21 protein-coding genes are annotated in these 25,239 nt (G+C 72.3%); 10 read left to right on the forward strand and 11 right to left on the reverse strand.

Features of this window, described 5'->3' with window-relative positions; all coding sequences use genetic code 11:
- Window positions 1–128: 128 nt before the first annotated feature.
- The 4 genes from IF55_RS12115 to ssd form a co-directional block, all read right to left on the reverse strand.
- Entirely contained in the window at window positions 129–740 is a 612-nt protein-coding gene (locus IF55_RS12115; RefSeq protein ID WP_342668297.1) for a type II secretion system F family protein, read from the reverse strand.
- 185 nt (window positions 741–925) lie between these two features.
- On the reverse strand, window positions 926–1,828 hold the full coding sequence (locus IF55_RS12120; protein WP_030880794.1) for a type II secretion system F family protein: 903 nt from the start codon (window positions 1,826–1,828) through the stop codon (window positions 926–928).
- On the reverse strand, window positions 1,825–2,982 hold the full coding sequence (locus IF55_RS12125) for a TadA family conjugal transfer-associated ATPase (protein ID WP_030880797.1): 1,158 nt from the start codon (window positions 2,980–2,982) through the stop codon (window positions 1,825–1,827). The genes IF55_RS12120 and IF55_RS12125 overlap by 4 nt, the downstream gene beginning before the upstream one ends.
- A complete protein-coding gene (ssd, locus tag IF55_RS12130) occupies window positions 2,979–4,088 on the reverse strand; it encodes a septum site-determining protein Ssd (protein ID WP_030880800.1) in 1,110 nt (369 codons plus the stop codon). Before ssd ends, IF55_RS12125 begins: the two co-directional genes overlap by 4 nt.
- 461 nt (window positions 4,089–4,549) lie before the next feature.
- On the opposite strand from ssd, the gene IF55_RS12135 reads away from it, so the two are divergent.
- Window positions 4,550–5,395 (forward strand): HAD family hydrolase, encoded by an 846-nt coding sequence (locus IF55_RS12135; protein ID WP_030880801.1) that lies wholly within the window; start codon window positions 4,550–4,552, stop codon window positions 5,393–5,395.
- Between the two features lie 328 nt (window positions 5,396–5,723).
- On the opposite strand, the gene IF55_RS12140 is transcribed toward IF55_RS12135, so the two are convergent.
- Window positions 5,724–6,545, reverse strand: a complete 822-nt coding sequence (locus IF55_RS12140; RefSeq protein WP_030880806.1) for a Fic family protein — start codon at window positions 6,543–6,545, stop codon at window positions 5,724–5,726.
- A 101-nt stretch (window positions 6,546–6,646) separates the two neighbouring features.
- On the opposite strand from IF55_RS12140, the gene IF55_RS12145 reads away from it, so the two are divergent.
- Window positions 6,647–7,639, forward strand: a complete 993-nt coding sequence (locus IF55_RS12145) for an ATP-binding protein (RefSeq protein WP_030880809.1) — start codon at window positions 6,647–6,649, stop codon at window positions 7,637–7,639.
- Here IF55_RS12145 and IF55_RS12150 read toward each other — a convergent pair.
- Entirely contained in the window at window positions 7,620–8,867 is a 1,248-nt protein-coding gene (locus IF55_RS12150; protein ID WP_048831881.1) for a polysaccharide deacetylase family protein, read from the reverse strand. The genes IF55_RS12145 and IF55_RS12150 overlap by 20 nt on opposite strands.
- A 287-nt stretch (window positions 8,868–9,154) precedes the next feature.
- Between IF55_RS12150 and IF55_RS12155 the strand changes: the two genes are divergently transcribed.
- The 6 genes from IF55_RS12155 (at window position 9,155) to IF55_RS40515 (ending at window position 17,936) form a co-directional block, all read left to right on the forward strand.
- A complete protein-coding gene (locus IF55_RS12155) occupies window positions 9,155–11,752 on the forward strand; it encodes a SulP family inorganic anion transporter (protein ID WP_048831882.1) in 2,598 nt (865 codons plus the stop codon).
- Between the two features lie 301 nt (window positions 11,753–12,053).
- A complete protein-coding gene (acs, locus tag IF55_RS12160; RefSeq protein WP_030880819.1) occupies window positions 12,054–14,021 on the forward strand; it encodes an acetate--CoA ligase in 1,968 nt (655 codons plus the stop codon).
- A gap of 456 nt (window positions 14,022–14,477) precedes the next feature.
- Window positions 14,478–15,875, forward strand: coding sequence for a Na+/H+ antiporter NhaA (gene nhaA, locus IF55_RS12165; RefSeq protein ID WP_030880824.1), 1,398 nt, complete (start codon window positions 14,478–14,480; stop codon window positions 15,873–15,875).
- Window positions 15,876–15,953: 78 nt separating this feature from the next.
- Window positions 15,954–16,412: a phage holin family protein gene (locus tag IF55_RS12170; protein ID WP_030880826.1), complete on the forward strand. Its 459-nt coding sequence runs from the start codon at window positions 15,954–15,956 to the stop codon at window positions 16,410–16,412.
- The gene (locus IF55_RS12175) at window positions 16,409–17,380 is read left to right on the forward strand and encodes an alpha/beta fold hydrolase (RefSeq protein ID WP_030880831.1); all 972 of its coding nucleotides are present in this window, start codon (window positions 16,409–16,411) and stop codon (window positions 17,378–17,380) included. The genes IF55_RS12170 and IF55_RS12175 overlap by 4 nt, the downstream gene beginning before the upstream one ends.
- Before the next feature lie 364 nt (window positions 17,381–17,744).
- On the forward strand, window positions 17,745–17,936 hold the full coding sequence (locus IF55_RS40515; RefSeq protein WP_078644216.1) for a hypothetical protein: 192 nt from the start codon (window positions 17,745–17,747) through the stop codon (window positions 17,934–17,936).
- A gap of 152 nt (window positions 17,937–18,088) precedes the next feature.
- On the opposite strand, the gene IF55_RS12180 is transcribed toward IF55_RS40515, so the two are convergent.
- The 3 genes from IF55_RS12180 to nth form a co-directional block, all read right to left on the reverse strand.
- Window positions 18,089–19,288: a MarP family serine protease gene (locus tag IF55_RS12180; RefSeq protein WP_030880834.1), complete on the reverse strand. Its 1,200-nt coding sequence runs from the start codon at window positions 19,286–19,288 to the stop codon at window positions 18,089–18,091.
- 165 nt (window positions 19,289–19,453) lie between these two features.
- The gene (locus IF55_RS12185) at window positions 19,454–20,284 is read right to left on the reverse strand and encodes an NUDIX hydrolase (RefSeq protein WP_030880837.1); all 831 of its coding nucleotides are present in this window, start codon (window positions 20,282–20,284) and stop codon (window positions 19,454–19,456) included.
- Window positions 20,281–21,039, reverse strand: coding sequence for an endonuclease III (gene nth / locus IF55_RS12190; RefSeq protein WP_030880839.1), 759 nt, complete (start codon window positions 21,037–21,039; stop codon window positions 20,281–20,283). The genes IF55_RS12185 and nth overlap by 4 nt, the downstream gene beginning before the upstream one ends.
- 376 nt (window positions 21,040–21,415) lie before the next feature.
- On the opposite strand from nth, the gene IF55_RS12195 reads away from it, so the two are divergent.
- Window positions 21,416–22,090 (forward strand): Crp/Fnr family transcriptional regulator, encoded by a 675-nt coding sequence (locus tag IF55_RS12195; protein WP_030880840.1) that lies wholly within the window; start codon window positions 21,416–21,418, stop codon window positions 22,088–22,090.
- Between the two features lie 626 nt (window positions 22,091–22,716).
- Window positions 22,717–23,130, forward strand: coding sequence for a helix-turn-helix domain-containing protein (locus IF55_RS12200; RefSeq protein ID WP_048831901.1), 414 nt, complete (start codon window positions 22,717–22,719; stop codon window positions 23,128–23,130).
- A gap of 98 nt (window positions 23,131–23,228) precedes the next feature.
- Here IF55_RS12200 and IF55_RS12205 read toward each other — a convergent pair whose 3' ends face one another.
- Together IF55_RS12205 and IF55_RS12210 are read right to left on the reverse strand one after the other, a co-directional pair.
- Window positions 23,229–24,059, reverse strand: a complete 831-nt coding sequence (locus tag IF55_RS12205; protein WP_030880846.1) for an MBL fold metallo-hydrolase — start codon at window positions 24,057–24,059, stop codon at window positions 23,229–23,231.
- 2 nt (window positions 24,060–24,061) lie between these two features.
- Window positions 24,062–25,015, reverse strand: a complete 954-nt coding sequence (locus IF55_RS12210; protein ID WP_030880849.1) for an NUDIX hydrolase — start codon at window positions 25,013–25,015, stop codon at window positions 24,062–24,064.
- Window positions 25,016–25,239 lie beyond the last annotated feature (224 nt).

Here is a 25,239-nt window from a genome sequence, read left to right on the forward strand (position 1 = left end):
ACACCACCGCATGACCATCACGCCCGTACTCCCCTCGTTCCGTTTGCCATCTCGCTTGTCATCTCGCTTGTCATCCCGTTTGTGCTCAGGCATCTCGGGCCTCATCGGCCCGTCAGCCCCTCGGCCCGTCAGCCGCCGCTCGACAGCCCGGCGGCCAGCCCGATCAGCACCGGCGCCACGCCGACCATCAAGAACGCCGGCAGGAAGCACAGGCCCAGCGGGGCGGTCGCCAAGACCCCCGCGCGCCGGGCCCGTATGCCCGCCGCCCGACCGTGCGCCGCCCGCAACTCGCCCGCGAGCCGGGCCATCGGCCGTACCCCCGGCGCCCCTGTCGCCTGGGCGCGCTCCAGAGCCCGCGCCATGCCGTACGCGCCGGGCAACGCACCCACACGCCCCCAGGCGACGGAGGGCTCGCCGCCGAGCCGGACCTCGGCGGCGGCCTGGGCCAGCCGGTCGCCGACCGGGCCGCCGAGGGAGGAGCCGACCGCTTCGGCCGCCGCCCGCGGGCCCGCACCGGCAGCCAGACACGCGGCCAACAGGTCGGCTGCCAACGGCAGTTGCCGCTCCACCTCCGCGGCGCACAGCGCGTCCTCGACGGCCCGGCGACGCCGCTGCCAGCGCCGGACGCCATACGCCGCGGCGAGTCCCGCCACACAGCCGACGACTCCGCCGAGGAGAATGAACGCGGCAAGTCCCGCTCCGACCGCCGGCAGGTGAGCCGAGATCCGCTCCGTGGGCACAGACCTCTCCCGCAGCCGGCCCCACACCCCAGCCGTCCCAGCCTCCGCGCTCTCCGCGAGCCCCAGCGCCGCGGGCCTTCGCCGCACCGCCCGTCGGTGCCTCGCTTCCAGCACCCAGATCACGCCACACAGCCCCACGACCAATAGCGCGACACTTATCCCCAACCTGTGGATAACCTCGCCGTTCATGCCCGCGCCTCCCCACTGATCCCACGCGCGGCCCGTACGATCCGCGCCGTCCACCACAGCCCGGCACACTCCAGGAGCCCGCCGACGGCGAGCGCGCCCAGTCCGGCCGGGCTGTGCAGCAGCACCCACAGCGGCGAAGCGCCGAGCGCGCTGCCCATCAACAGGCCGAACACCGGCAGCAGGGCGAGCATCACAGCCGTCGTCCGCGTGCCCGCCAATTGCGCGTACAGCTCCTCGCGCTGGTCCCGGTCGGCCCGCAGGGCGCCGGCCACCCGTTCGAGGCCGTCCGCCAGCCCGGCCCCGCCGTCCACGGCGACCCGCCAGCACGCGGCCACCCCGTTCAACCCCTCGGCGCCCGGCTGCCGCCCCACCGCGCGCAGGGCCCCCGGCACGTCGCCGCCGAACCGCGCTGCCGCGGCCACCTCCGGCCACGACGGCCCCAGGTCTGGCTGGGCGAGCCCCGCAAGCACCTCAGCGGGCTGCCGCCCCGCCCTCAGCTCGCCGGCCAGGACCCCGCAGAACTCGATCACCGCGGCCTCCCGCCGCTCCCGCTCACGGCCCAGCCGCCGGGCCCGCAGCCATCGCCGTACGAGCGGCATAGCCGCGACCGCGATCAGCAAGGGCAACAGCGAGGCCCCCAGCAGCGCCACTACGCATCCGATCGGCACACACACCGCCTCACGCCTCGTCCGCCACAGCCTCCGCAGCCGGGTGAGCCATTCGTCCACCCATGGCGGCACGGCCCCCGCGACCGGTGCGGTCGCCGGGCCGCCCGCGAGCAGCAGCCGGGCCCGCCGCGCCCCGTCGGCGCGCCCCGCCGACCACCACAGGGCCGCCCCCGCGCAGAGCGCGGCCGCACACACCGGCACAGCCTCGGGCGTCGTCACCATCCCCGTCATGACACGCCCCCGCCCCGCTCGCACAGCGCCGCGAGCCGGTCCCAGCCCCGCGCCCGCCGGAAGCCGTCCGGGCCCCACAGCGCCGCGGGCACGGTCGTGACGAACCCCGCCGCGTCACGGTCGAGGACATGCACCTCGGCGATCCGCCGCCGGCCCGAGCGGTTCCGTACCAGATGGATCACCACCGCGAGCGCCGCCGCCAACTGGCTGTGCAGCGCGGCCCGGTCGAGGCCCGCCGACGACCCCAGCGCCTCCAACCGCGCCGGAACATCGCTCGCGGCGTTCGCGTGCACCGTTCCGCAACCGCCCTCGTGCCCCGTGTTCAGCGCCGCCAGCAGGTCGGTGACCTCGGGTCCGCGGACCTCTCCGACCACGAGGCGGTCCGGGCGCATCCGCAGCGCCTGCCGCACCAGATCCCGGAGGGTGACCAGCCCCGTGCCCTCCTGGTTCGCGGGCCGCGTCTCCAGTCGCACCACATGCGGATGATCCGGCCTCAACTCGGCGGAGTCCTCGGCCAGTACGATCCGCTCGCCGGGCCCGACGAGGCCGAGGAGCGAACTCAAGAGCGTCGTCTTTCCCGAGCCCGTACCGCCGCTGATGAGGTACGAGAGCCGGGCCGCCAGGATCGCGCGGAGCAGCCGCTCCCCGCCCGGCGGCACCGTCCCCGCCTCGACCAGCTCCGACAGCGTGAAGGCTCTCGGTCGCACCACGCGCAGCGACAGGCACGTACAGCCCACGACGACGGGCGGCAGCACCGCGTGCAGCCGGGTGCCGTCCGGGAGCCTGGCGTCCACCCAGGGGCGGGCGTCGTCCAGCCTGCGCCCGGCCACCGCCGCGAGGCGCTGGGCGAGCCGGCGCACCGCGGCGGCGTCGGTGAACGCCACGTCCGTACGCTCCAGCCCCGATCCGCGGTCGACCCACACCTCGTCCGCCGCGGTGACCAGCACATCGGTGACCTCGGCCTCGGCCAGCAGCGGCTCCAAGGGCCCCGTGCCCACCAACTCGGACCGCAGGCGCGCGACGATCTGGAGCACTTCGGCATCGCCCAGCAGCCGCCCCTCCTGGCGCAATGCCTCGGCGACCCGCGCGGGCGTCGGCTCCGCACCGCTCTCCGCGAGCCTGAGCCGCACCGCGTCCAGCAGCTCGGCGCTCATGCGGCCACGCTCCCGCCGTCGGCGAGCGCCTGTGCCCAGAACTCCTCGCAGAACAGCGCCAACGGCCCCCGCTCGCCGCTGCCGGGCGGCGCGCCGGCCGTCAAGGCGTCCCGCAGTCCGGGCTCCGGCGGCAGCTCCCCGGCCAGCGGCAGCCCGAGCAGCCGCGCGATCTCCTCGTCGTCCAGCCCCGGGGCGTACGGGGTGCGCACCACCGCCCTCAGGTCGTCCAGGACCATGCCCGCCATGGAAGCGACCCGGTGCGCCGCGGCGACGGCCCGCAGCTCGCCCGGCACCACCAGCAGCCCCACGTCCACCTGCCGGAGCGCTTCCATGGTCGCCTCGTCGCCGCGCCGCGGCAGATCCACCACCACCGTGCCGCCGCGCCGCCGGGCGGCCGCCAGCACGGCGCGCATCGCCTCGGGCTGTACGAGCGTGGCATCGCCGCGGTCCCAACTGAGCACGCGAAGGGAGTGCAGTTCGGGCAGCGACTCCTCCAGCGCCCCACCGGCCACCCGGCCGCGGGAGCGGGCGAAGGCGGGCCAGCGCAGGCCCTCGGCGTTCTCGCCGCCGAGCAGGACATCGAGGCCGCCGCCGAGCGGATCGCCGTCGATGAGCATGGCGCGCTGCCCCGCGCGGGCCGCGGTCACGGCGAGGGCGCAGGCGAGGGTGCTCGCCCCTGCTCCGCCGCGCCCTCCGATGACTCCGACGGTGAGGGCCGGGCGCCCGACGCCTTCCACGACATCGGCGATACGGTCCACGAGCCAGCCCTCGCCGTCGGGCAGCAGCACCACATTGCGGGCGCCGGCCAGCACGGCCCGGCGCCATACCTCGGGGTCGTCGAGGTCGCGCCCGACGAGGACGACGCCCTCCCGCCGCACGCAGCCGGCCAGCCTCGGGGCACAGTCGTCGCCGACGAGAATCAGCGGCGCGTCTTCCCAGCTCCCGCGCCGCGCGGGCGTCCCGTGCGCCACCTCGGGCACGGCTCCGGCGGCCGCGCACAGGCGCAGCAGATCGTCGAGGAGCTGCTCGTCCTCGGTGATGATCAGTGGTGCGCCCGGCTCCGCACCGCTTCCCGCCCATTGATCGGACGCGTTGGTTCCGGCCACGATCCTCCCCCTCTCACTACGCGTACTCGCATCCGCGAACTCCGCGGAACGCCGCGAGGAATCACCGTGCAGCGAAGTGGGAAATTGTGTGGATCTTGCTCCAAAACTGTGGACAACTCAGCCGTTGTGAATATCCCGGTCACCTATACCAGTGACTTCCGGAGTGCAGCCTGGCGATTACGGTCCGTGACGGGTATGACTGGAGAGCGGCACACGAGCGCCGGGCTCGGAGCCTGGCGAGAAGGGGTGGGACGAGGCGGCGCGGACGGCAAAAACACGTCCGGACATGCGACGACCCCCGCCGGGGGGGAGAGCGGGGGTCGTCCCCACGGCCGACTCGGGGGGGGAGGAGTCGGGCCGGGTTAGACACGGTCGCGAACGATCCGTGACTTCCATGGTGTACCCGAGACCCTTCTCAGGCAAACCCACACGCCCCAGCTTACGCCGAATGGAGGGCCTCTATGCTCAGCCTCGTGGAAAACCACTCGCTGCCCCGGACAGCCGCCTTCTTTGATCTGGACAAGACGGTCATTGCGAAGTCAAGCACTCTCACCTTCAGCAAGTCCTTCTACCAAGGTGGCTTGATCAACAGGCGTGCTGTGCTGCGTACCGCCTATGCCCAGTTCGTCTTCCTGGCCGGCGGGGCCGATCACGATCAGATGGAGCGGATGCGGGAGTACCTCTCCGCGCTCTGCCGGGGTTGGAACGTCCAGCAAGTCCGGGAAATCGTCGCCGAGACCCTGCACGAACTCATCGACCCGATCATTTATGACGAGGCCGCCTCCCTCATTGAGTCGCACCACGCCGCCGGGCGCGATGTCGTGATCGTCAGCACCTCCGGCGCGGAGGTCGTCGAGCCGATCGGCGAGCTGCTCGGCGCCGACCGGGTGGTGGCCACCCGGATGGTCGTGGCCGACGGCGTCTTCACCGGCGAGATCGCCTACTACGCCTACGGCCCGACCAAGGCCGAGGCCATCCGGGAGCTGGCGGAGACGGAGGGGTACGACCTCTCGCGCTGCTACGCCTACAGCGACTCGGCGACCGACGTGCCGATGCTCGAATCCGTCGGCCATCCGCACGCCGTCAATCCGGACCGCGCGCTGCGCCGCGAGGCGCTGGCCCGCGACTGGCCGGTCCTTTCCTTCAACCGCCCGGTCCGGCTGAAGAAGCGGGTGCCCGCGCTGTCGGTGCCCGCGCGCCCGGCGCTCGCCACGGCGGTCGCGGTCGGCGCTGCCGCCGCCACCGCGGGACTGGTCTGGTATGCCAGCCGCCGCAAGGCGCCCAGCGCCCGTATCCATAGCATTTGAATCCAATTGCAGATATCTGCGGCGAGGGGTTCCACTTGCCTCACGGGAGGAGTAGAAAGGACTTACGGCCCGCGAGACCAGGGACATCCGAGAGGAAGCCCTCAACGCACCAAGGCCCCACGGACCGAGCACGAATTCCGGGCACCCACGCGACGCCGACCCGTCGATTACGGGCCAGCCGCACCAGGTAACGGGCGAAGTTCTCCGACCTGATGGGCAAATATCGAGCACGCACTGGTAACCCGGCGGACGTGCCAGCGGCGGTACCAGAGTTTTACGGGTGCCGCCGCAACCCTGTGCGCCAGTCCATTCGGAGCGCAGCGGAGGCTCAGGCCGCGCCGCGCTGCAGCGCCTCGCATACGGCCGTACTCTCCCGCACCCCGAGTTCGACAGCACGGCCGCAGTGCGCGATCCACGCCGCCATGCCCCGCGGGGTGCCGGACACATAGCCGTCGAGCGCCGCCGCGTACGCCGCGCGCCCCAGCTCCGCGTGGCCCACCTCGGCCGGGCAGATCGACTTCGGGTCCAGACCGCTGCCGACGAGCACGATCCGTTCGGCCGCCCGGGCGACGAGGCCGTTGCACGAGCCGAAGGGTCGCAGCGCGAGCAGTTCGCCGTGCACTACGGCGGCCGTCACCAGCGCCGGAGCCTCGCTCCCCGCGATCAGCAGCTCGGCCAGGCCGTCGAGCCGCCCCGCCACCTCGTCGGCGTCGGGCAGCTCCACCTCGATCAGCGGCTCCGCGACCGGTTCGCCCGCGAGCCGGGGCCGCCCCACCGCGTCGTCCGGCTGCGCGCCGCCGGCGGCCACCAGGTGCAGCCGGGCGAGTACCCGCAGCGGCGACTGGCGCCAGACGCTCAGCAGCGTGCCGGCCTCGGCGGTCAGCCGCAGCGCCGCGCCGACCGTGCGCGCCTCGCCCTCGACCCCGAAGTCCGTGCGGCGGCGCACCTCTTCGAGCGCCCAGTCGGCGTCGGACAGCGCCGCGGAGCCGCGCGCTCCGCGGAGCGCCGCCTCCGAGGTGACCTCGTTGCTGCGGCGGCGCATCACACGGTGGCCGTAGACGCGGTCCACGGCCGTGCGGACGGCGCCCACGGCCTCGGCTACGCCCGGCAGGGAGCCCAGGGCGGCGAGCGGGTCGACTGTCGTACTCATGGGTACGACCCTACGCACTTCGGGTCCACACCCCCCGAACGAGTGGTCTTCTTCACTCGGCGCTCTCACTTTCCGCAAAGCCGCACCTACTGTTGGTGAACATGAAGATCGCTTTCGTAGGCAAGGGCGGCAGCGGCAAGACCACGCTGTCCTCGCTGTTCATCCGCCACCTCGCCGCCGGTGGTACGCCCGTACTGGCCGTGGACGCCGACATCAACCAGCACCTGGGGGCGGCCCTGGGGCTGGACGAGGCGGAGGCCGCCGCGCTGCCCGCGATGGGCGCGCAGCTACCGCTGATCAAGGACTATCTGCGCGGCACGAACCCGCGCATCGCCTCCGCCGCCACGATGATCAAGACAACGCCGCCGGGCGGGGGGTCGCGGCTGCTGCGCGTCGGCGAGGACAACCCGGTGTACGCGGCGTGCGCGAGGACCGTCCGGCTGGACGACGACGCCGAGATCCAGCTCATGGCGACGGGGCCGTTCACCGAGTCCGACCTCGGCGTGGCCTGCTACCACTCCAAGGTCGGGGCGGTGGAGCTGTGCCTCAACCATCTCGTCGACGGTCGCGACGAGTTCGTCGTCGTCGACATGACGGCGGGCAGCGACTCCTTCGCCTCCGGGATGTTCACCCGCTTCGACATGACGTTCCTGATCGCCGAGCCGACCCGTAAAGGCGTCTCGGTCTACCGCCAGTACCGGGAGTACGCGCGGGACTTCGGGGTCCGCCTCAAGGTCGTCGGCAACAAGGTGCAGGGCCCGGACGACCTCGCCTTCCTGCGGGAGGAGGTCGGGGACGACCTGCTCGTCACGGTCGGCCACTCCGACTGGGTGCGCGCCATGGAGAAGGGCCGGCCGCCCCGCTTCGAGTTCCTGGAGGAGCCCAACCGGCTCGCGCTGCGGTCCCTGCGGGAGGCGGCGGACGCGTCGTACGAGGGGCGCGACTGGGAGCAGTACACGCGCCAGATGGTGCACTTCCACCTGAAGAACGCCGAGAGTTGGGGGAACGAGCGGACCGGGGCCGACCTGGCTGCGCAGGTCGACCCCTCCTTCGTGCTCGGCGAGGAGCGTTCGGCTACCCCGCAGCCTGCTTGAGCGGCCGCTGCGACTGGGCGTCGGGGAACCGCGACCAGCCGGACTTGGGCCGCTCCCCCACGTCCAGCTTCCGCAGTTGGGCGAGGAGCTTCGGGTCCTGTACGTCCAGCCAGTCGGCGAGCTGCTTGAAGGAGACGCAGCGCACGCCTTCCTTCGGGCAGACCGTCTTGATCGTGTCTTCGACGGCCTTCATGTAGACGCCGCCGTTCCAGGACTCGAAGTGGTCGCCGATGAACATCGGCGCCCGGTTGCCGTTGTAGGCGCGGTTGAACCCCTGGAGCAGTCCGTCGCGCATCTGCTTGCCCCAGGCCGCGTGGTGCGCGGGGTCGCCGCGCGTCGTACCGGACTGGTTGGCGAGGAAGTTGTAGTCCATCGAGAGGGTCTCGAAGGCGCGGCCGGGCACGGGGATTTCCTGGAGGGGGAAGTCCCAGACCCCGTCGATCTGTCGGGGCCAGACCTGACGGCCGCCGACGGAACTGGAGTCGTAGCGGAACCCCATGGCCTTGGCGGCCGGGATCAGGTTGCGCTGCCCCTCAAGGCAGGGGGCCCGGCCGCCGACAAGGGCCTTGCTGTAGTCGAAGGGCAGCGGTTGTCCGCCCTTGAGACCGGAGTTGGTCTTCCAGTTCCGGACGAACGACTCGGCTTGGCGGATCTCGCTCTTCCACTCCTCGGGCGACCAGGTGCCGACGCCCCGGTCCGGGCCGCAGAAGTGGCCGTTGAAGTGGGTGCCGATCTCGTTGCCGTCGCGCCAGGCCCCGCCGAGCTGTTCGGCGGTGTCCTTGATCCCCTTGATGTCGTTGAAGCCGATGTCGGAGGCGCCCGGCGCGTGCTTGGGCGGGTGGTACAGCTCTTTCTTGGCCCCGGGCAGCAGATACACGCCGCTGAGGAAGTACGTCATGGTCGCGTCGTACTTCTTGCCGACCTCCCGAAAATGGGAGAACAGCCGCTGCTTGTCCTGGCCGGCGCCGTCCCACGAGAAGACGACGAACTGCGGGGGCTTTTCACCGGGCTTGAGCCGCCGGGGTGTGGGCTGGTGCGGTTGGGACCCGGTGTAGGCGGTCGATCCGTCGCCGATGAGCCGGGCCGGGCGCGGGGCGGCCTTGGGGGCGGCCGGTCCCTTGCGTGGCGCGTCGTCCTTGGTGCCCGGGTCTCCCGAGCAGCCGACCGCCCCCGCGGCCAGCGTCGATGTCACGAGAACCCCTACTGCGGCTCTCCAAGATGCCGCCATCGGTTCACCTCTTCCTTTGTCGCTCAGGTGAGCAGAGGGGTTAAAAATCACATATATGACAAAAGGAAAAGATGACGACAAGCTGCAAGGAAGGGAACTTCACTCGATAGGAGGAATAGACGCGCCGAAGCACTTGCGAGACTTCCGCCCGTCTTTACTCTCCATTACTGTTTGTTTACCAAGCGTTGAGGATCACCCAGCCTCGCAGCCGCTCCCGCCGCTGCACGCCGTGACACACGGCCGCGCCCACGCGCGGCCGCGCCGCCCCGACGAAGACGGGAACGACCATGCAGCCTCCGCCGTCCCAACCAAGCCGCCCCGCCCCGGACCACGCTCCCCCGGGCTCCAACCCACCGGTCGCCCACGCCCCTCCGCCCCCGGAGACCCCACAGCGGCAACACGAGCCATCAGCGGTCCGTTGGCGCCGTGATCTGTCCGCCTCGGTCACCATCTTCCTGATCGCCGTTCCGCTCTCCCTCGGCATCGCGCTCGCCACCGGCGCGCCGCTCCGCTCCGGGCTCATCGCCGCCGCGGTGGGCGGCATCGTCGCCGGACTGCTCGGCGGGGCTCCGCTCCAGGTCAGCGGGGCGGCGACCGGGCTCGTCGTGGTGACCGCCGAGCTGGTCCAGCAGTACGGCTGGCGCGCCACCTGCGCGATCACCGTCCTCGCCGGCCTGACCCAACTCGCTCTGGGGGCGCTGCGAGTGGCCCGGGCGGCCCTCGCCGTCAGCCCGGCGATCATGCACGCGATGCTCGCGGGCATCGGCGTCACGATCGCCATCGGCCAGCTCCATGTCGTGCTCGGCGACAGCCCCAACAGTTCGGCGCTGAGCAACCTCGCGGCGCTCCCCGGGGAGTTGGCACATCCGCAGGCGGCCACCCTGCTGATCGGCGCGGTGACCGTGGCCGTGCTCGTCGCCTGGCCGCGGCTGCCCGGTCGGTACGGCCGATGGGCCCGTACGGTCCCGGCGCCGCTCGCCGCCATCGCCGTAGCCACGTCCGCGAGCGCCGGGACGACGCTGCCCCGCGTCTCACTGCCCGGCTGGGAGCTTCAAGCGCTGCCCGCGCTGCCCTCGGGGCCGCTGCTGGGGGTGGCCGCGGCCGTCCTCACGGTCACGATCGTCGCGAGCATGGAATCGCTGCTGTCGGCCGTCGCGGTCGACAAGCTCGCGGCCGAGCGCCCAGGGCCGGCGGTGCGCCGCGCCGGGCTGAACCGCGAATTGGCCGGGCAGGGCACGGCGAATGTGGTGTCCGGCTTGCTCGGCGGGTTGCCGATCGCGGGCGGCGCTATCCGGGGGTCGGCCAACGTCAAGGCCGGGGCCGCCTCCCGTAACTCCACGGTGCTGCACGGCGTCTGGGTGGTATTGGGCGCGGGGCTGGCGGCTGCGGCGCTGGAGCTGGTCCCCCTCGCCGCGCTGGCCGCGCTGGTCATGGTCGTCGGCGTGCAGATGGTGAGCTTCGCGCACATCAGGCATGTGCAGCGGCACCGGGAGTTCCCGGTCTACGCGACCACACTCGGAGCGGTGGTCGTCTGCGGAGTCCTGCAGGGTGTGGCGGCCGGGATCGCCGTGGCCGCCCTGACCTCGCTGCGGAGACTGACCCACACGCGTATCACGGTCACGCCGGAGCCCGACCGCCATCGGGTGCTGGTCGACGGCCAGTTGACGTTCCTGGCGGTTCCCAGGCTGACCCGGGCGCTCGCGCAGGTGCCACCGGGCGCCGACACCGTGATCGAACTGAGCGGGTCGTTCATGGACCACGCCGCGTACGACGCGTTGCAGTCCTGGTCCAGCGGGCATACGGCGCGCGGCGGCTGGGTGCGGCTGAGCGGCCGGGCCGGGCAGCCGATCGCGGAACCGGCCGGGGCCCACGTCTGCCGGCCCTGGACGCCGTGGCACAACCACCACTGCGTACGGCCGACGGGGGCGCCGCCCGTGAAGGGGAGCGGTCGGCAACTGCTGGGCGGGGTCAGCGCGTTCCAGCGCCATACGGCCGCGCTCGTACGGCCCGAACTGGAGCGGCTGGCCCGTGAGGGGCAGCGGCCCACCCAGCTCTTTCTCACCTGCGCCGATTCCCGCCTGGTGACCAGCATGATCACTTCCAGTGGGCCGGGCGACCTGTTCACCGTGCGCAATGTCGGCAATCTGATGCCGCCGCCTGGGAGCGACGCCTCCTGTGACTCCGTCGCGGCCGCCGTGGAGTACGCGGTCGACGTGCTGGAGGTCGACAGCATCACCGTGTGCGGCCACTCCGGGTGCGGTGCGATGCAGGCGCTCCTCGCCGCCTCGGGGACCGCCGCCGCGCCCTCCGCCCCTCTCACCGCGCCTGCCGCCCCTGCCATCCCTGCCACTTCCACCACTGGCACCACGGCAGCCCCGGCCGTACCAACCGCGCCACGCCGTGGGGTCGCCGCGACGCGCCCCGGAGCGGCTACGGCTCCCTCCGTACCCGCCGAGGAGCCCGTACGAGCGGCGCAGCGCCCCGTACCCGCCGACGGACCCGTACCAGCGAGACAGACCGGGCCAGGAGGGCGGGGCGGGCCAGGAGAGCTGAGCGGGGACGCGGAAGCGACGTCGCTGGATCGCTGGCTGCGGCATGGGCGGCCGAGTCTGGCTCGGCTTCAGCGCATCGGCCGGCTGGGGCGGGGCGAAGTGGCGCTGACCGACCGACCGGTGAGCGATGACGTGGAGAGGCTCGCGCTCGTCAATGTGATGCAGCAGTTGGATCACCTGATGGCGCACGCTTGCGTCGCCCGGCGGGTGGCCGAGGGGAGGCTTCAACTGCACGGCATGTACTTCCACGTTGCCGAGGCGCAGGCCTATGTACTGGACAGACGGGAGGGGACGTTCACGGCCGTACGACCCGAGGTCCTCGACCCGGTGTGACCGAGCTGATCTGACCGAGCTGGTCAGACCACGCCCGGCGGGTCGCGCCGGGCAGGTCGCGCCAGCCAGGTCCCTCACGGCCCCGTGCCGTGCCGACCGCCCGGCCTCGGCTACGGCCGTTAGCCGGTTCATCCGTTCGCGGGACACCGGGCGGGCGCGGGCCGGGGCCGGGCGGGCCGTGGGCGGGCGGAAGGGAGCGACAGGTCTAAACCAATTTTGCCGACAACCCTTGTCAGGGGATGCCGCAGGCTGATGAGCTAGGCCCCGGGATACAACGGGCACCCTGGGAATGGGAGATGTCGTGAGCAACGAAAGCCTGGCCAACCTTCTTAAGGAGGAGCGCCGCTTTGCACCGCCTGCCGAACTGGCCGCCGCCGCCAACGTCACGGCGGAGGCGTACGAGCAGGCCAAGGCTGACCGGCTGGGTTTCTGGGCCGAGCAGGCACGCCGGCTGAGCTGGGAGACCGCGCCGACCGAGACGCTGGACTGGTCGAACCCGCCGTTCGCCAAGTGGTTCGCGGACGGCAAGCTCAACGTGGCGTACAACTGCGTCGACCGGCACGTCGAGAACGGCAACGGCGACCGCGTCGCCATCCACTTCGAGGGCGAGCCGGGCGACACCCGGTCGATCACCTACGCCGAGCTCCAGCGCGAGGTCTCCAAGGCGGCGAACGCCCTCATCGAACTGGGCGTGGAGACCGGCGACCGGGTCGCCATCTACCTGCCGATGATCCCCGAGGCCGTCATCGCGATGCTGGCGTGCGCCCGTATCGGCGCGCCGCACTCGCTCGTCTTCGGCGGCTTCTCGGCCGACGCGCTGGCCACCCGCATCCACGACGCCGACGCCCGCGTCGTCATCACCGCCGACGGCGGCTACCGGCGCGGCAAGCCCTCCGCCCTCAAGCCGGCCGTCGACGAGGCCCTGACCCGCCCCGGCACGGAGAACGTGCGCAGCGTGCTCGTCGTCCGGCGCACCGGGCAGGAGGACGTGGCGTGGACCGAGGGCCGCGACGTGTGGTGGCACGAGATCGTGGAGCGGCAGAGCGAGGCGCACACGCCGGAGGCGTTCGACGCCGAGCACCCGCTGTTCATCCTCTACACCTCCGGCACCACCGGTAAGCCGAAGGGCATCCTGCACACCACGGGCGGCTACCTCACCCAGGTGTCGTACACCCACCACGCCGTCTTCGACCTCAAGCCGGAGACCGACGTCTTCTGGTGCACGGCCGACGTCGGCTGGGTGACCGGGCACTCGTACATCGTCTACGGGCCGCTCTCCAACGGCGCCACCGAGGTTCTCTACGAGGGCACGCCGGACACCCCGCACCAGGGCCGCTGGTGGGAGATCGTCCAGAAGTACGGCGTGACGATCCTCTACACGGCCCCGACGGCGATCCGGGCCTGCATGAAGTGGGGCGACGACATCCCCGCCAAGTTCGACCTCTCCAGCCTGCGGGTGCTGGGGTCGGTGGGCGAGCCGATCAACCCGGAGGCGTGGGTCTGGTACCGCAAGCACATCGGCGCGGACCGTACGCCCGTGGTCGACACCTGGTGGCAGACGGAGACCGGCGGCATCATGATCAGCCCGCTGCCGGGCGTCACGGAGACGAAGCCCGGCTCGGCGCAGGTGGCACTGCCCGGCATCGCCGCGACGGTCGTGGACGACGACGCCAACGAGGTGCCCGACGGCTCCGGCGGCTATCTCGTGCTGACCGAGCCGTGGCCGTCGATGCTCCGCACCATCTGGGGCGACGACCAGCGCTACCTGGACACGTACTGGTCCCGCTTCGAGAACCGCTACTTCGCGGGCGACGGCGCCAAGAAGGACGAGGACGGCGACATCTGGCTGCTCGGCCGGGTGGACGACGTGATGCTGGTCTCCGGCCACAACATCTCGACCACCGAGGTCGAGTCGGCGCTCGTCTCGCACCCCAAGGTCGCCGAGGCCGCGGTGGTCGGCGCGACCGACCCGCAGACCACGCAGGCCATCTGCGCCTTCGTCATCCTGCGCGGCGGCGTCGACGCCGAGGACGCGGGGCTGGTGGAGGAGTTGCGGGCGCACGTCGGCAAGCAGCTCGGGCCGATCGCCAAGCCGAAGCGCATCCTGCCGGTCGCGGAGCTGCCGAAGACCCGTTCCGGGAAGATCATGCGCCGGCTGCTGCGCGATGTCGCCGAGAACCGCACCCTCGGTGACGTGACCACGCTGACCGACTCGTCGGTCATGGACCTCATCCAGGCCAAGCTGCCCGCGGCGGGCAGCGAGGACTAGGCAGGGCCGTACGCGGCCCAAGCGCCGTGTACGCGGCCCAAGCGCCGTACGCGGCTCAGAGGCCGTACGCGGCCCAGGACGCCGTACGCGGTTCAGGACGCCGTACGCGGTTCAGGACGCCGTACGCGGCCCAGGCGCCGTACGAGCGAGGGGCACCCGGATGTCGTCGGGTGCCCCTCGTTCGCGTTCCCGGGCGCTCCCTGTTCCCGCTCCCCGGGAGCCCGAGGGGCGCCCTGGGGGCGCTCTCGGGGTGCCCTCGTTCGCGGGCTCCGGGAGGGCCGAGCGGCCCTTATGCCCGTAAGGTGCGGATCACCGGATTCGTCCTTGCCTACACCAGGTAAAGTGTGCGGCGCGTCAACATAACGCTAAAAAATGCACTCTGGTGAGCCGGGAAGTCTGGTCGGCAACTGCCTTAGCTGTGCCCTCAGCTACCGACCCCCACCGGAGGCCGCCGACGTGACCGCGCCCAAGACCCGCCGCTCCACCTTCCTCGGACGCCTGTCCCTGCCCGAGCGGAACTACATCGCCGAGGCACTGCGCACCGAGACGGTCGGCGGCGTCCTGCTGCTCGCCGCCGCCGTGGCGGCGATCGTCTGGGCGAACACCCCGCTGCGCGAGAGCTACGAGTCGTTCCGGGGCCTGCACCTCGGCCCCTCCTCGCTCGGCCTGAACCTGTCCATCCAGCACTGGGCCGCCGACGGGCTGCTCGCCGTCTTCTTCTTCGTCGCCGGCATCGAGCTCAAACGCGAGCTCGTGGCGGGCGAGCTGCGCGAGCCGAAGGCGGCGATCCTGCCCGTGGTCGCCGCGGTCTGCGGCATGGCCATGCCCGCGCTGGTCTACTTCACCGTCAACGAGATCGGCGGCGGCTCGCTCGGCGGCTGGGCGGTGCCGACCGCCACCGACATCGCCTTCGCGCTCGCCGTACTCGCGGTCATCGGCACCTCGCTGCCCTCGGCGCTCCGCGCGTTCCTGCTCACCCTCGCCGTCGTCGACGACCTCTTCGCGATCCTGATCATCGCGGTGTTCTTCACCTCGCAGCTCAACTTCGTCGCCCTCGGCCTGTCCGTGCTGGGCCTCGCCGTCTTCTGGCTGCTACTGCGCAAGGGCGTCCGCGGCTGGTACATCTACGTGCCGCTGGCCGTGGTCAACTGGGCGCTGATGTACAACAGCGGCGTCCACGCGACGATCGCCGGCGTCGCCATGGGCCTGATGCTCCGCTGCACCACCCGCGACGGCGAGAAGTACTCCCCCGGCGAGCACATCGAACACCTCGTGCGCCCCCTGTCGGCCGGGCTCGCGGTGCCGCTGTTCGCGCTGTTCTCGGCGGGCGTCGCGGTCTCCGGCGGCGCGCTCTCGGACGTCTTCAGCAAGCCGGAGACGCTCGGCGTCGTCCTCGGGCTCGTACTCGGCAAGGCGATCGGCGTCTTCGGCGGCACCTGGTGCGCCGCCCGCTTCACCCGGGCGGAACTGAACCCGGAACTCAAATGGCCGGACGTGCTCGCCGTGGCGTCGCTGGCGGGCATCGGCTTCACGGTCTCCCTGCTGATCAGCGAGCTGGCGTTCGCCGACGACCCGCTGCTGACGGACGAGTCGAAGGCCGCCGTGCTGATCGGCTCGCTGATCGCGGCCGTACTGGCCAGCGTGCTGCTCAAGCTGCGCGACAACAAGTACAAGAAGCTCTGCGCGGAGGAGGACCGCGACGAGGACCAGGACGGCATCCCCGACGTCTACGAGCAGGACAACCCGGACTACCACCTTCGGATGGCGGCGATCCACGAGGCGAAGGCCGCCGAACACCGTCGGCTGGCCGAAGTCGCCTCCACACGCCCCGCCGGGGACGATGGTCCGGCATGATCTGAGAGGCTTTAGACCGCTGAAGATCTGCTGATGGTCCGTTGGAATGGTCCGTTGGAAACGAAGAGGGAGCAGGCGATGAGCACAGCCGACGACGGCGCGAGCCGCAGCCTCGGGCAACTGGTGGCCGCGGCCACCGCCGACCTGTCCGCGCTGGTGCACGACGAGATCGCGCTGGCCAAGGCCGAACTGCGGCAGGACGCCAAACGGGCCGGCATCGGCGGCGGTGCCATCGCGGGCGCCGGCGTACTGGCGCTCTTCGCGCTGCCCGTGCTGAGCTTCGCCGCGGCGTACGGCATCCACAACCTCGGCCTGGGCCTCGCCTGGTCGTTCCTGATCGTCGGCGGCGCGTTCCTCGTCGTGGCCGCGATCCTCGGGCTGCTGGCCGTCGCCAAGTTCAAGAAGATCACGCCGCCGGAGAAGTCCATCGCCTCGGCGAAGGAGACGGCCGCCGTGCTCGGCAGCGTCAAACCGCACCCGCGCCCCGCGGTCGAGGCCCCCCGTACGGGCTCTTCTGTGACACGCTCGGCTGTATGACGGTCCCCGACACCTCCGCGGCGCCCGCGGCCCCCGGCTCGGCCGCCGCGCTCGCCGCGCCCTCCGCGGTCGTACGTCCCGACGGGCCCTGGAGCCATCGGGACGTCGCGGCCAACGGCGCGCGGTTCCACATCGCCGAGATGGGCGAGGGCCCGCTGGTGCTGCTGCTGCACGGCTTCCCGCAGTTCTGGTGGACGTGGCGGCACCAACTGCCCGCCCTCGCCGACGCCGGGTTCCGCGCCGTGGCGATGGACCTGCGCGGCGTGGGCGGCAGCGACCGTACGCCCAGGGGTTACGACCCCGCCAACCTCGCGCTCGACATCACCGGCGTGATCCGCTCGCTCGGCGAGCCGGACGCGGCGCTGGTGGGGCACGACCTCGGCGGGTACCTGGCGTGGGTGGCGGCGGTGATGCGGCCGAAGCTGGTACGTCGGCTGGCGGTGGCCTCGATGCCGCATCCGCGCCGGTGGCGCGCGGCGATGGTCTCGGACGTCAAGCAGAGCGCCGCGAGTTCGTACATCTGGGGGTTCCAGCGGCCGTGGCTGCCCGAACGTCAGTTGGTCGCGGACGACGCGGCGGTGATCGGACGGCTGATGCGCGACTGGTCGGGGCCGCGGGTGCCGGACGACGAGGCCGTGGACGCCTACCGGCGGGCGATGACGATCCCGTCGACGGCGCACTGCTCGATCGAGCCGTACCGGTGGATGGTGCGGTCCATCGCGCGGCCGGACGGCATCCAGTTCAACCGCCGGATGCGGCGGCCGGTGCGGGTGCCGACGCTCCATCTGCACGGCTCGCTCGACCCCGTGATGCGCACCCGCAGCGCGGCGGGCTCCGGCGAGTACGTCGAGGCCCCGTACCGCTGGCGGCTCTTCGACGGCCTGGGGCACTTCCCGCACGAGGAGGACCCGGTGGCGTTCTCGACCGAGCTGGTGAACTGGCTGAAGGACCCGGAACCGGACCGGTAGGCGGCAGAATCCGGGGCCGGCCCCGGGGGCAGTAGGGCCCGCGACCGGGTCGGTGGGCGGCGCTTCGGGAGCGCTCCCACTCCGCGCGATCGGCGCGGTTCGCGCAACCCGCGCAAACCGCGCCGTCCGGTTGCGTTACGGCGCCACGATCGGGGGAATTCGGGAGAATACCGAAGGACGGCATCTCATGAGGCGGTCCGGCCCGCCCGTCGCACCCGGCCCGCCGGACGGCTCTGCGGCCCCGGTTCCGGCCGTACGCCCCAGGCGAACACACGTCCTTCGAACAGCCAATTGCCCGGCGCATAGGCCAATTGCCGGGCCCCGAGGCGGTTACGGACCACGCGAGAGGGGCACGTAGCTCGGTATGGGCTGGACGCACGACTACCGTGACCTGACTCACGAGCGCGGCGCCGCTGGCGATGCCGCGCTGAGCGTTTCCGACAGGGGCGGCTCCCCGCGAGGCGTGGGCCACGACCCCCGTATCGGCATCCCACGCATCATCCGGCGCCGCGCGCGGTGGGTGTCGGCGCGGCTGCGCCATCCCCGCAGCCGCTAGCCGAGGCCGGCCAGTCCCCTGACGCGCTCGACCGAAGCGCTCGGCTGAAGGCCCCGCCGACCCGCCTCGGAGCACCCGCCTCGGAGCACGTACCCGCCCCGGAGCACGTACGCGGCTCAGGGCGCGTGCGTGGCTCAGAGCGCCGACGCGGCTCAGAGCGCGCAGCCCTCGCTGTCGACCTGGCGCGTGGCCGTACGCCCCCGGCCGACGTCCTCGCGGACCTCGTCCGCGGTGAGGGCGTAGCCCGTGTTGGCGTCGTCGAGGGACTTGGCGAAGACCACGCCGTAGACGCGGCCGTCCGGGGTGAGCAGCGGGCCGCCGGAGTTGCCCTGCCGTACGGTCGCGAAGAGGGAGTAGACGTCGCGGCGGACCGTACCGCGGTGGTAGATGTCCGGGCCGTTGGCCTGGATGCGGCCTCGGACGCGGGCCGCGCGCACGTCGTACGCGCCGTTCTCCGGGAACCCCGCGACGATGGCGCTCTTGCCGCTCGTCGCGTCGGGCGAGGAGAAGCGCAGCGCCGGCGCGTCGAGCGTCGGGACGTCCAGGACGGCGATGTCGCGCTTCCAGTCGTAGAGGACGACCGTCGCGTCGTGCAGCTTGCCCCGGCCGCCGATCTGGACCGTGGGCTCCTTGACGCCGCCGACGACGTGGGCGTTGGTCATCACCCGGTGCGGCGCGAAGACGAAACCGGTGCCCTCCAGGACCTTCCCGCAACTGGGCGCGGTGCCCACGACCTTCGCGATGGAGCGCTGGGCGTCCCGCGCCACCGGGCCGGCCGCGAGCCTCGGGTCGGGGGCCGGGACGTCGGTGATGGGCTCGTTGGAGAAGGGGGCGAAGACCTGCGGGAAGCCGTTCTGCGCGAGGGCGGAGCTGAAGTCCGCGAACCAGGTGTCGGCCTGCGGCGGCAGCACCCTGGCGACGCCGAGCAGCACCTTGGAGTTGCGGACCTCCTTGCCGAGCGTCGGCAGGGAGGTGCCCGCGAGGGCGGAGCCGATGAGCCAGGCGACCAGCAGCATCGCGACGACGTTGACGAGCGCGCCGCCGGTGGCGTCCAGGGCGCGCGCCGGGGACCAGGTGATGTGCCGGCGGAGCTTGTTGCCCAGGTGGGTGGTGGCCGCCTGGCCGACGGAGGCGCAGACGATCACGATGACCACCGCCGCGATCGCCTCCCAGGTGCTGGGCGACGTCTCGTCGGTGACGCTGTGCCAGACGACGGGAAGCAGATAGACGGCGACGAGGCCGCCGCCGAGGAACCCGATGACCGACAGCACGCCCACGACGAAGCCCTGCCGGAAGCCGACGACCGCGAACCACACGGCGGCGAGCAACAGCACGATGTCCAGCACGTTCACCGAAAAATGCCTCGCCTTGGTGTCGTCATGTCGTCGTTGCACCGCCCCGCCGTACGAGCTCGGAGCGCCGTGCCGGGTCGCCGCCCCGCCCTACGAGCCTCGGGACGCCGTGCTGGGTCGCCGCCCCGCCGTACGGGCGACGGAGCGCCGTGCTGGGTCACCGTCTCACGCGCGCCCGTCGAGCGGCACCCGCTTCTCCCGGTCCCAGGGCAGCTCCCAGCCGGCGTAGTGCAGGATCCGGTCGATGACGCTGGCCGTGAACCCCCAGACCAGGGTGTCGGCGACATGGAAGGACGGGCCGCGGTGGCCGCTCGGGTGGACGGTCGTGGCCCGGTTGGCGGGGTCGGTGAGGTCGGCGACCGGCACCGTGAAGACCCGCGCCGTCTCGCGTGGATCGACCGGCATGACGGGGCTGGGCTCGCGCCACCAGCCGAGCACGGGTGTCACGACGAAGCCGCTCACCGGGATGTAGAGCCGCGGCAGGACGCCGAAGAGCTGGACGCCGGAGGGGTCGAGTCCGGTCTCCTCCCGCGCCTCGCGCAGGGCCGCGCGCAGCGGGCCCGCGCCGTCCGGATCGCCGTCCTCGGGGTCGAGGGAGCCGCCGGGGAACGAGGGCTGCCCGGCGTGCGAACGCAGGCTGCCCGCCCGCTCGGTGAGCAGCAGGACGGGGCCGCGGGCGCTCTGGCCGCCGGCACTCCTGTCGTGGCCGGCCCGGTCGCCACCCCGGTCGCCCGCGCCACCGCTATCGCCACCGTTCTCGCCGCCGCCACCCCCCACCGGGTTCCGGACCGCGTTCCCGGCTCCGTCCCCGCCCCCGTCCGCATCGCCGTCCCCGAAGAGGACCAGCACGGCCGACTGCCGGCCGCCCGTCTCCGGCGGCAGAAAACGGCTGAGCTGCCGCGGTTCGATCGTCTCGGCCGCCCGCGCCACGGGCAGCAGCCACCGCGGGAGCCCCTCTGTGCTGACGACGGCCGCGCCGCCGTACGTACTCGTCACTCCACCTCCACATCGGCGCCCAGCGGCGGCGCCGGCTGCCCCGGAAAGTCGGCCGGAGGCTTGAGCCGCTGCCCCGGCCGGCCGCCCATCTCGTACTTCAACAGCTTCTTGGCCTTCTCCGGGTCCGTCTCGCCCTCCCCGTACGACGGGCAGAGCGGCGCGATCGGGCAGGCTCCGCACGCGGGCCTGCGGGAGTGGCAGACGCGGCGGCCGTGGAATATGACGCGGTGCGAGAGCATCGTCCACTCGCTCTTCGGGAAGAGGTCGCAGACGACGGCCTCGATCTTCTCCGGGTCCGTCTCGTCCGTCCACTTCCAGCGCCGCACGAGCCGCCCGAAGTGCGTGTCCACGGTGATGCCCGGCACCCCGAAGGCGTTGCCCAGGACGACATTGGCGGTCTTGCGGCCGACGCCGGGCAGCGTGACCAGGTCCTTCAGGCGGCCCGGCACCTCGCCGCCGAAGTTGTCGCGCAGCGCCGCGGAGAGCCCGAGCAGCGACTTCGCCTTGGCCCGGAAGAAACCCGTCGGCCGGATCAACTGCTCCAGGGCCTCCGGGTCCGCCGCCGCCATGTCCTCCGGCGTCGGGTAGGCGGCGAAGAGGGCCGGGGTGGTCTGGTTGACCCGCAGGTCCGTGGTCTGCGCCGAGAGCACCGTGGCGACGAGGAGCTGGAAGCTGTTCTCGAAGTCGAGCTCGGGGTGGGCGTAGGGATAGACCTCGGCGAGCTCGCGGTTGATGCGGCGCGCCCGGCGCACCAGCGCGAGGTGCGACTCGCCCCCGCTCGTCTTGCCACCCCCGCCCGCGGGCGGTTTGCTGCTATTAGCCGCTCTCGTCTTCTTCTCGGGCGTACGTTCGCCCAGGGCGGAATCGCGGGACGCGGCCGCCCGCCGCGTCCCTTTGTCGGGGGGACCTCCGGGCCCCTTTCCCTGTGCTCTCACCGGCGTATTGGACACTCGGCCAGACTAAAGCCCAGCACTGACATCCGCCCCGACCGCAGCAAATCCGCAGCCCAATCGGACCCCTGCCGTACGGTCCGGGACGCCGGTGCGTCAAACTTGTGATTGATCGCACTGTTTTATCGTCCGGCATGATGGGGACCACGGTCCTCTGCGCATGTCGACAAGGAGAGATCTCGTGGACGACGTTCTGCGGCGCGCCCCGCTCTTCGCGGCGCTCGATGACGAGCAGGCCGCTGAGCTGCGCGCCTCCATGGGTGAAGTCACCCTCGCGAGGGGTGAGGCCCTGTTCCACGAGGGTGACCCCGGAGACCGGCTCTACGTGGTCACCGAGGGGAAGGTGAAGCTCCACCGGACCTCCCCCGACGGCCGGGAGAACATGCTGGCCGTCCTCGGGCCCGGCGAGCTGATCGGTGAGCTGTCCCTCTTCGATCCGGGGCCGCGCACCGCCACCGCCAGCGCGCTCACCGAGGTCAAGCTCCTCGGCCTGGGCCACGGCGACCTCCAGCCATGGCTCAACGCCCGGCCCGAGGTGGCCACGGCGCTGCTGCGCGCCGTCGCCCGCCGCCTGCGCCGGACCAATGACTCGATGTCCGACCTCGTCTTCTCCGACGTGCCCGGGCGCGTCGCGAAGGCGCTCCTCGACCTGTCGCGCCGGTTCGGCGTGCAGTCGGAGGAGGGCATCCATGTGGTGCACGACCTCACCCAGGAGGAGCTGGCACAGCTCGTCGGCGCCTCCCGGGAGACGGTCAACAAGGCCCTCGCCGACTTCGCGGGCCGCGGCTGGCTGCGCCTGGAGGCGCGCGCCGTGATCCTGCTGGACGTGGAACGGCTGGCGAAGCGCTCGCGCTGATCCTTTACGGGCCGCAGGGACGGCCCCGTACGGGCATACGGGCCGTACAGACACGCCTATGGGCACGCCGCCCGGGGTGCGGGCGCGCACATCGCATGACCCGTACGGACCAGAGCGGGCCGTACGGGCGTACGAGCCCCCAACCGCGCCGCGCGCCCCCGGAACGTACGAGAGGGCCCGCCGGAGATCGATCCGGCGGGCCCTTCGCTCGTGCGTGAACGTGCCGTACGCCCCCGTCGGCAGCGTGGCCCGCGCGCGACGCGGCCCGGCCCGGGCGTGTCGCGGCACGGGCCTCGACGGCCCACGGGGAAGGCCGGAGATCCGTGCCGCGACATGAGGAAGGTACCTGATCGCGCGAGTGCGCAACAAGAGCTTGCGTGCAATCAATCGCGGACCCCGCAGGCGAACCGGCGGCGTTCAGACGCACGCCTCTCTTCGATGAATTTTCCGTGTTTCGCACTCGCGCGCAATTTGCAGTTCCTTCACACGCCCCACACAGCACTTCAACCCCATTCCACCCTCTAACCTCAGCCGAACATTTCGCTCGCGCACGCGCGTTAGTCTGTTGCGCGGATGGAGGGAGCGGACTCACCGTGAAGGACACCCTGGAGGAATTCGCGGCCTGGATGGAGGACCTCATGAGGTTCCGTGGCTACGACATCGATCACCCCCGAGGCGGCGGCCGATCCAAGATCGCCGATGACGCGGGCGTACACCGCGCGGCCGTCACCCGGCTGCTGCAACGGCAGAGCATGCCCGACCTGACCACGATGCGCGGCCTCGCGCGAGCGCTCGCGGTCCCCGTGCGCGACGTGCTCATCCGGTCCGGAAAGCTGACCGAAGACGACCTGCCCCTGCCCGCGACGTACCCCCCGCCCGCCCCAGCGGGCACCGGCACCCCGCGCGTCACCCTGGAAGAGGCCGCCGAACTCCTCGGCGTGCCCGACGAGCGGCGGGCGCTCTTCCTGCAAGTGGCGGCGCCTTTCCTGCCGTCGGAGGAGGGCGCGGGCCGACGGCGACAGGCGGCGGGGGCCGATTGAGACACGGACAGCGGCGGAGAACCGGCGGCCGGAATGGCAGGAAGAGCCGGAACAGCCGGCACGGATCGAAAGAACCGGCTCAGATCAGCAGAACCGGCTCAGATCAGCCCATGCTCGCCGAGATAGTCGAGCTGGGCCCGTACGGACTGCTCGGCCGCGGGCCATAGCGTGCGGTCGACGTCCGCGTAGACATGGGCGACGACCTCCGAAGGCGTCCGGTAACCGTCCTCGACGGCCGTCTCCACCTGGGCGAGCCGGTTCGCGCGGTGGGCCAGATAGAACTCGATGACCCCCCGGGCGTCGTTCAGCACCGGTCCGTGCCCCGGCAGGACCGTGTCGACGCCCTCGTCGACCGCCAGCGACCGCAGCCGCCGCAGCGAGTCGAGGTAGTCGCCGAGCCGCCCGTCCGGGTGGGCCACCACGGTCGTACCGCGCCCCAGGACCGTATCGCCGGTCAGCACCGCCGAGTCGGCCGGAAGGTGGAAGCAGAGGGAGTCGGCGGTGTGGCCCGGCGTGGGCACGACGCGCAGCTCCAGGCCGCCCGTCGTGATCACGTCGCCCTCGCCCAGCCCCTCGTCGCCGAGGCGCAGCGCCTGGTCCAGGGCGCGTACGGGCGTGCCGGTCAGCTCGGCGAAGCGCGCCGCGCCGTCCGCGTGGTCGGGGTGGCCGTGGGTGAGGAGGGTGAGGGCGACGCGCTTGCCGGCGCGCTCGGCGGTGGCGATGACGTTGGTCAGGTGCCCCTCGTCCAGCGGGCCGGGATCGACGGCGACGGCGAGGTCGGAGCCGGGTTCGGAGAGCAGCCAGGTGTTGGTGCCGTCGAGCGTCATCGCGGACGGGTTGGGCGCCAGTACGCAGACGGCGCGGTCGGTGGCCGGGCCGCCGATGACGCCGCCGCGCGGCTGTCCGGGAAGTGCTGCCGCATGGGTCATGTTCAGGCCCCCGTGGAGGTGTCGTCGCCGGATTCGCCGCCGGTTTCGCCGCTCCGCTCGGCGGCAGCGGCGTACGCGTCGATGCGTTTGGTGAACTCGTCGTGCCCCGGCCAGCTCAGCACCAGTTCGCCCGCTTCGAGGCGGGCCTTGGCGAGTACGGGCGCGAGATCGCGGCCGTCCGCGGAGCCCAGCGCCTCGGCGACCGTTCCGTACGGCGCCAGGGAGCGCAGCGTGAAGATGGTGGGCGGCATCATCAACAGGTCGCCCCGGTCGTACCCGTCGGCGGCGTCGGCCGGGCGGGTCCAGACCGTACGATCCGCCTCCGTCGAGGCATTGCGGGTGCGCTGCCCTTGCGGTAGGGCGGCCACGAAGAACCAGGTGTCGTACCGGCGCGGCTCGAACTCCGGCGTGATCCACCGCGCCCACGCGCCGAGCAGGTCGGAACGGAGGACGAGGCCGCGGCGTTCGAGGAAGTCGGCGAACGAGAGGTCCCGGGCGACGAGGGCGGCGCGGTCCGCCTCCCAGTCGTCGCCCGTGATGTCGCGGACGACGGTGTCCGGAGCCGGGCCCGCGAGGAGGACGCCCGCCTCCTCGAACGTCTCCCGCACCGCGGCGCAGACGATCGCCTGCGCGGCCGCCTCGTCCGTCCCCAGCCGCGCGGCCCAGCGCGCCCGCGAGGGCCCCGCCCAGGCCACGGGCCGCTCGTCGCGCGGGTCCACGCCGCCGCCCGGGTAGGCGTACGCGCCTCCGGCGAAGGCCATGGACGCGCGTCTGCGCAACATGTAGACCGAGATCCCGCCGGGCTCCTCAGCTCCTCGGCCGGGCCCGGCGTCCCGCAGCAGCAGCACCGTCGCCGCCCGCCGCGGCACAGCAGGCGTCAACTTCCCGCTCGCGAGCGCACGAATCCGATCCGGCCACTCCGGCGGGTACCACTGTCCGTTGGTCGAGGACGACATGGCCGGATGCTATGCGCTCACGCGCTGATGTACGAGGGGGCCAAGCTCATCGGGGCCGGCCCCGATGAGCATCACACCAGCCGAAACGGCCCCCGGCCGTAGGGGGGCGGGCCTGCGGCCCGGGGCTCGCGGGCGTGCGCCCGCCAAGATCGGCCGGTCGGCCCGGCCCGCGAGCCTGGGCGGGGGGCGGGCCGGGCCAAGGGCCCGGCTCATCCGATGGACTG

Source organism: Streptomyces varsoviensis (genome assembly GCF_000718635.1).
Taxonomy (GTDB): Bacteria; Actinomycetota; Actinomycetes; order Streptomycetales; family Streptomycetaceae; genus Streptomyces; species Streptomyces varsoviensis.

What these genes read in the sequence shown, in the direction of transcription:
- IF55_RS12120 (WP_030880794.1), bottom strand. Translation starts at nt 1,828, where the DNA reads ATGACGGGGATGGTGACGACGCCCGAGGCTGTGCCGGTGTGTGCGGCC.
- IF55_RS12155 (WP_048831882.1), top strand. Translation starts at nt 9,155, where the DNA reads ATGCAGCCTCCGCCGTCCCAACCAAGCCGCCCCGCCCCGGACCACGCT.
- IF55_RS12205 (WP_030880846.1), bottom strand. Translation starts at nt 24,059, where the DNA reads ATGACCCATGCGGCAGCACTTCCCGGACAGCCGCGCGGCGGCGTCATC.
- IF55_RS12150 (WP_048831881.1), bottom strand. Translation starts at nt 8,867, where the DNA reads ATGGCGGCATCTTGGAGAGCCGCAGTAGGGGTTCTCGTGACATCGACG.
- IF55_RS12210 (WP_030880849.1), bottom strand. Translation starts at nt 25,015, where the DNA reads ATGTCGTCCTCGACCAACGGACAGTGGTACCCGCCGGAGTGGCCGGAT.
- IF55_RS12170 (WP_030880826.1), top strand. Translation starts at nt 15,954, where the DNA reads ATGAGCACAGCCGACGACGGCGCGAGCCGCAGCCTCGGGCAACTGGTG.
- IF55_RS12125 (WP_030880797.1), bottom strand. Translation starts at nt 2,982, where the DNA reads ATGAGCGCCGAGCTGCTGGACGCGGTGCGGCTCAGGCTCGCGGAGAGC.
- IF55_RS12200 (WP_048831901.1), top strand. Translation starts at nt 22,717, where the DNA reads ATGGAGGACCTCATGAGGTTCCGTGGCTACGACATCGATCACCCCCGA.
- IF55_RS12140 (WP_030880806.1), bottom strand. Translation starts at nt 6,545, where the DNA reads ATGAGTACGACAGTCGACCCGCTCGCCGCCCTGGGCTCCCTGCCGGGC.
- IF55_RS12135 (WP_030880801.1), top strand. Translation starts at nt 4,550, where the DNA reads ATGCTCAGCCTCGTGGAAAACCACTCGCTGCCCCGGACAGCCGCCTTC.
- IF55_RS12175 (WP_030880831.1), top strand. Translation starts at nt 16,409, where the DNA reads ATGACGGTCCCCGACACCTCCGCGGCGCCCGCGGCCCCCGGCTCGGCC.
- IF55_RS12145 (WP_030880809.1), top strand. Translation starts at nt 6,647, where the DNA reads ATGAAGATCGCTTTCGTAGGCAAGGGCGGCAGCGGCAAGACCACGCTG.
- IF55_RS40515 (WP_078644216.1), top strand. Translation starts at nt 17,745, where the DNA reads ATGGGCTGGACGCACGACTACCGTGACCTGACTCACGAGCGCGGCGCC.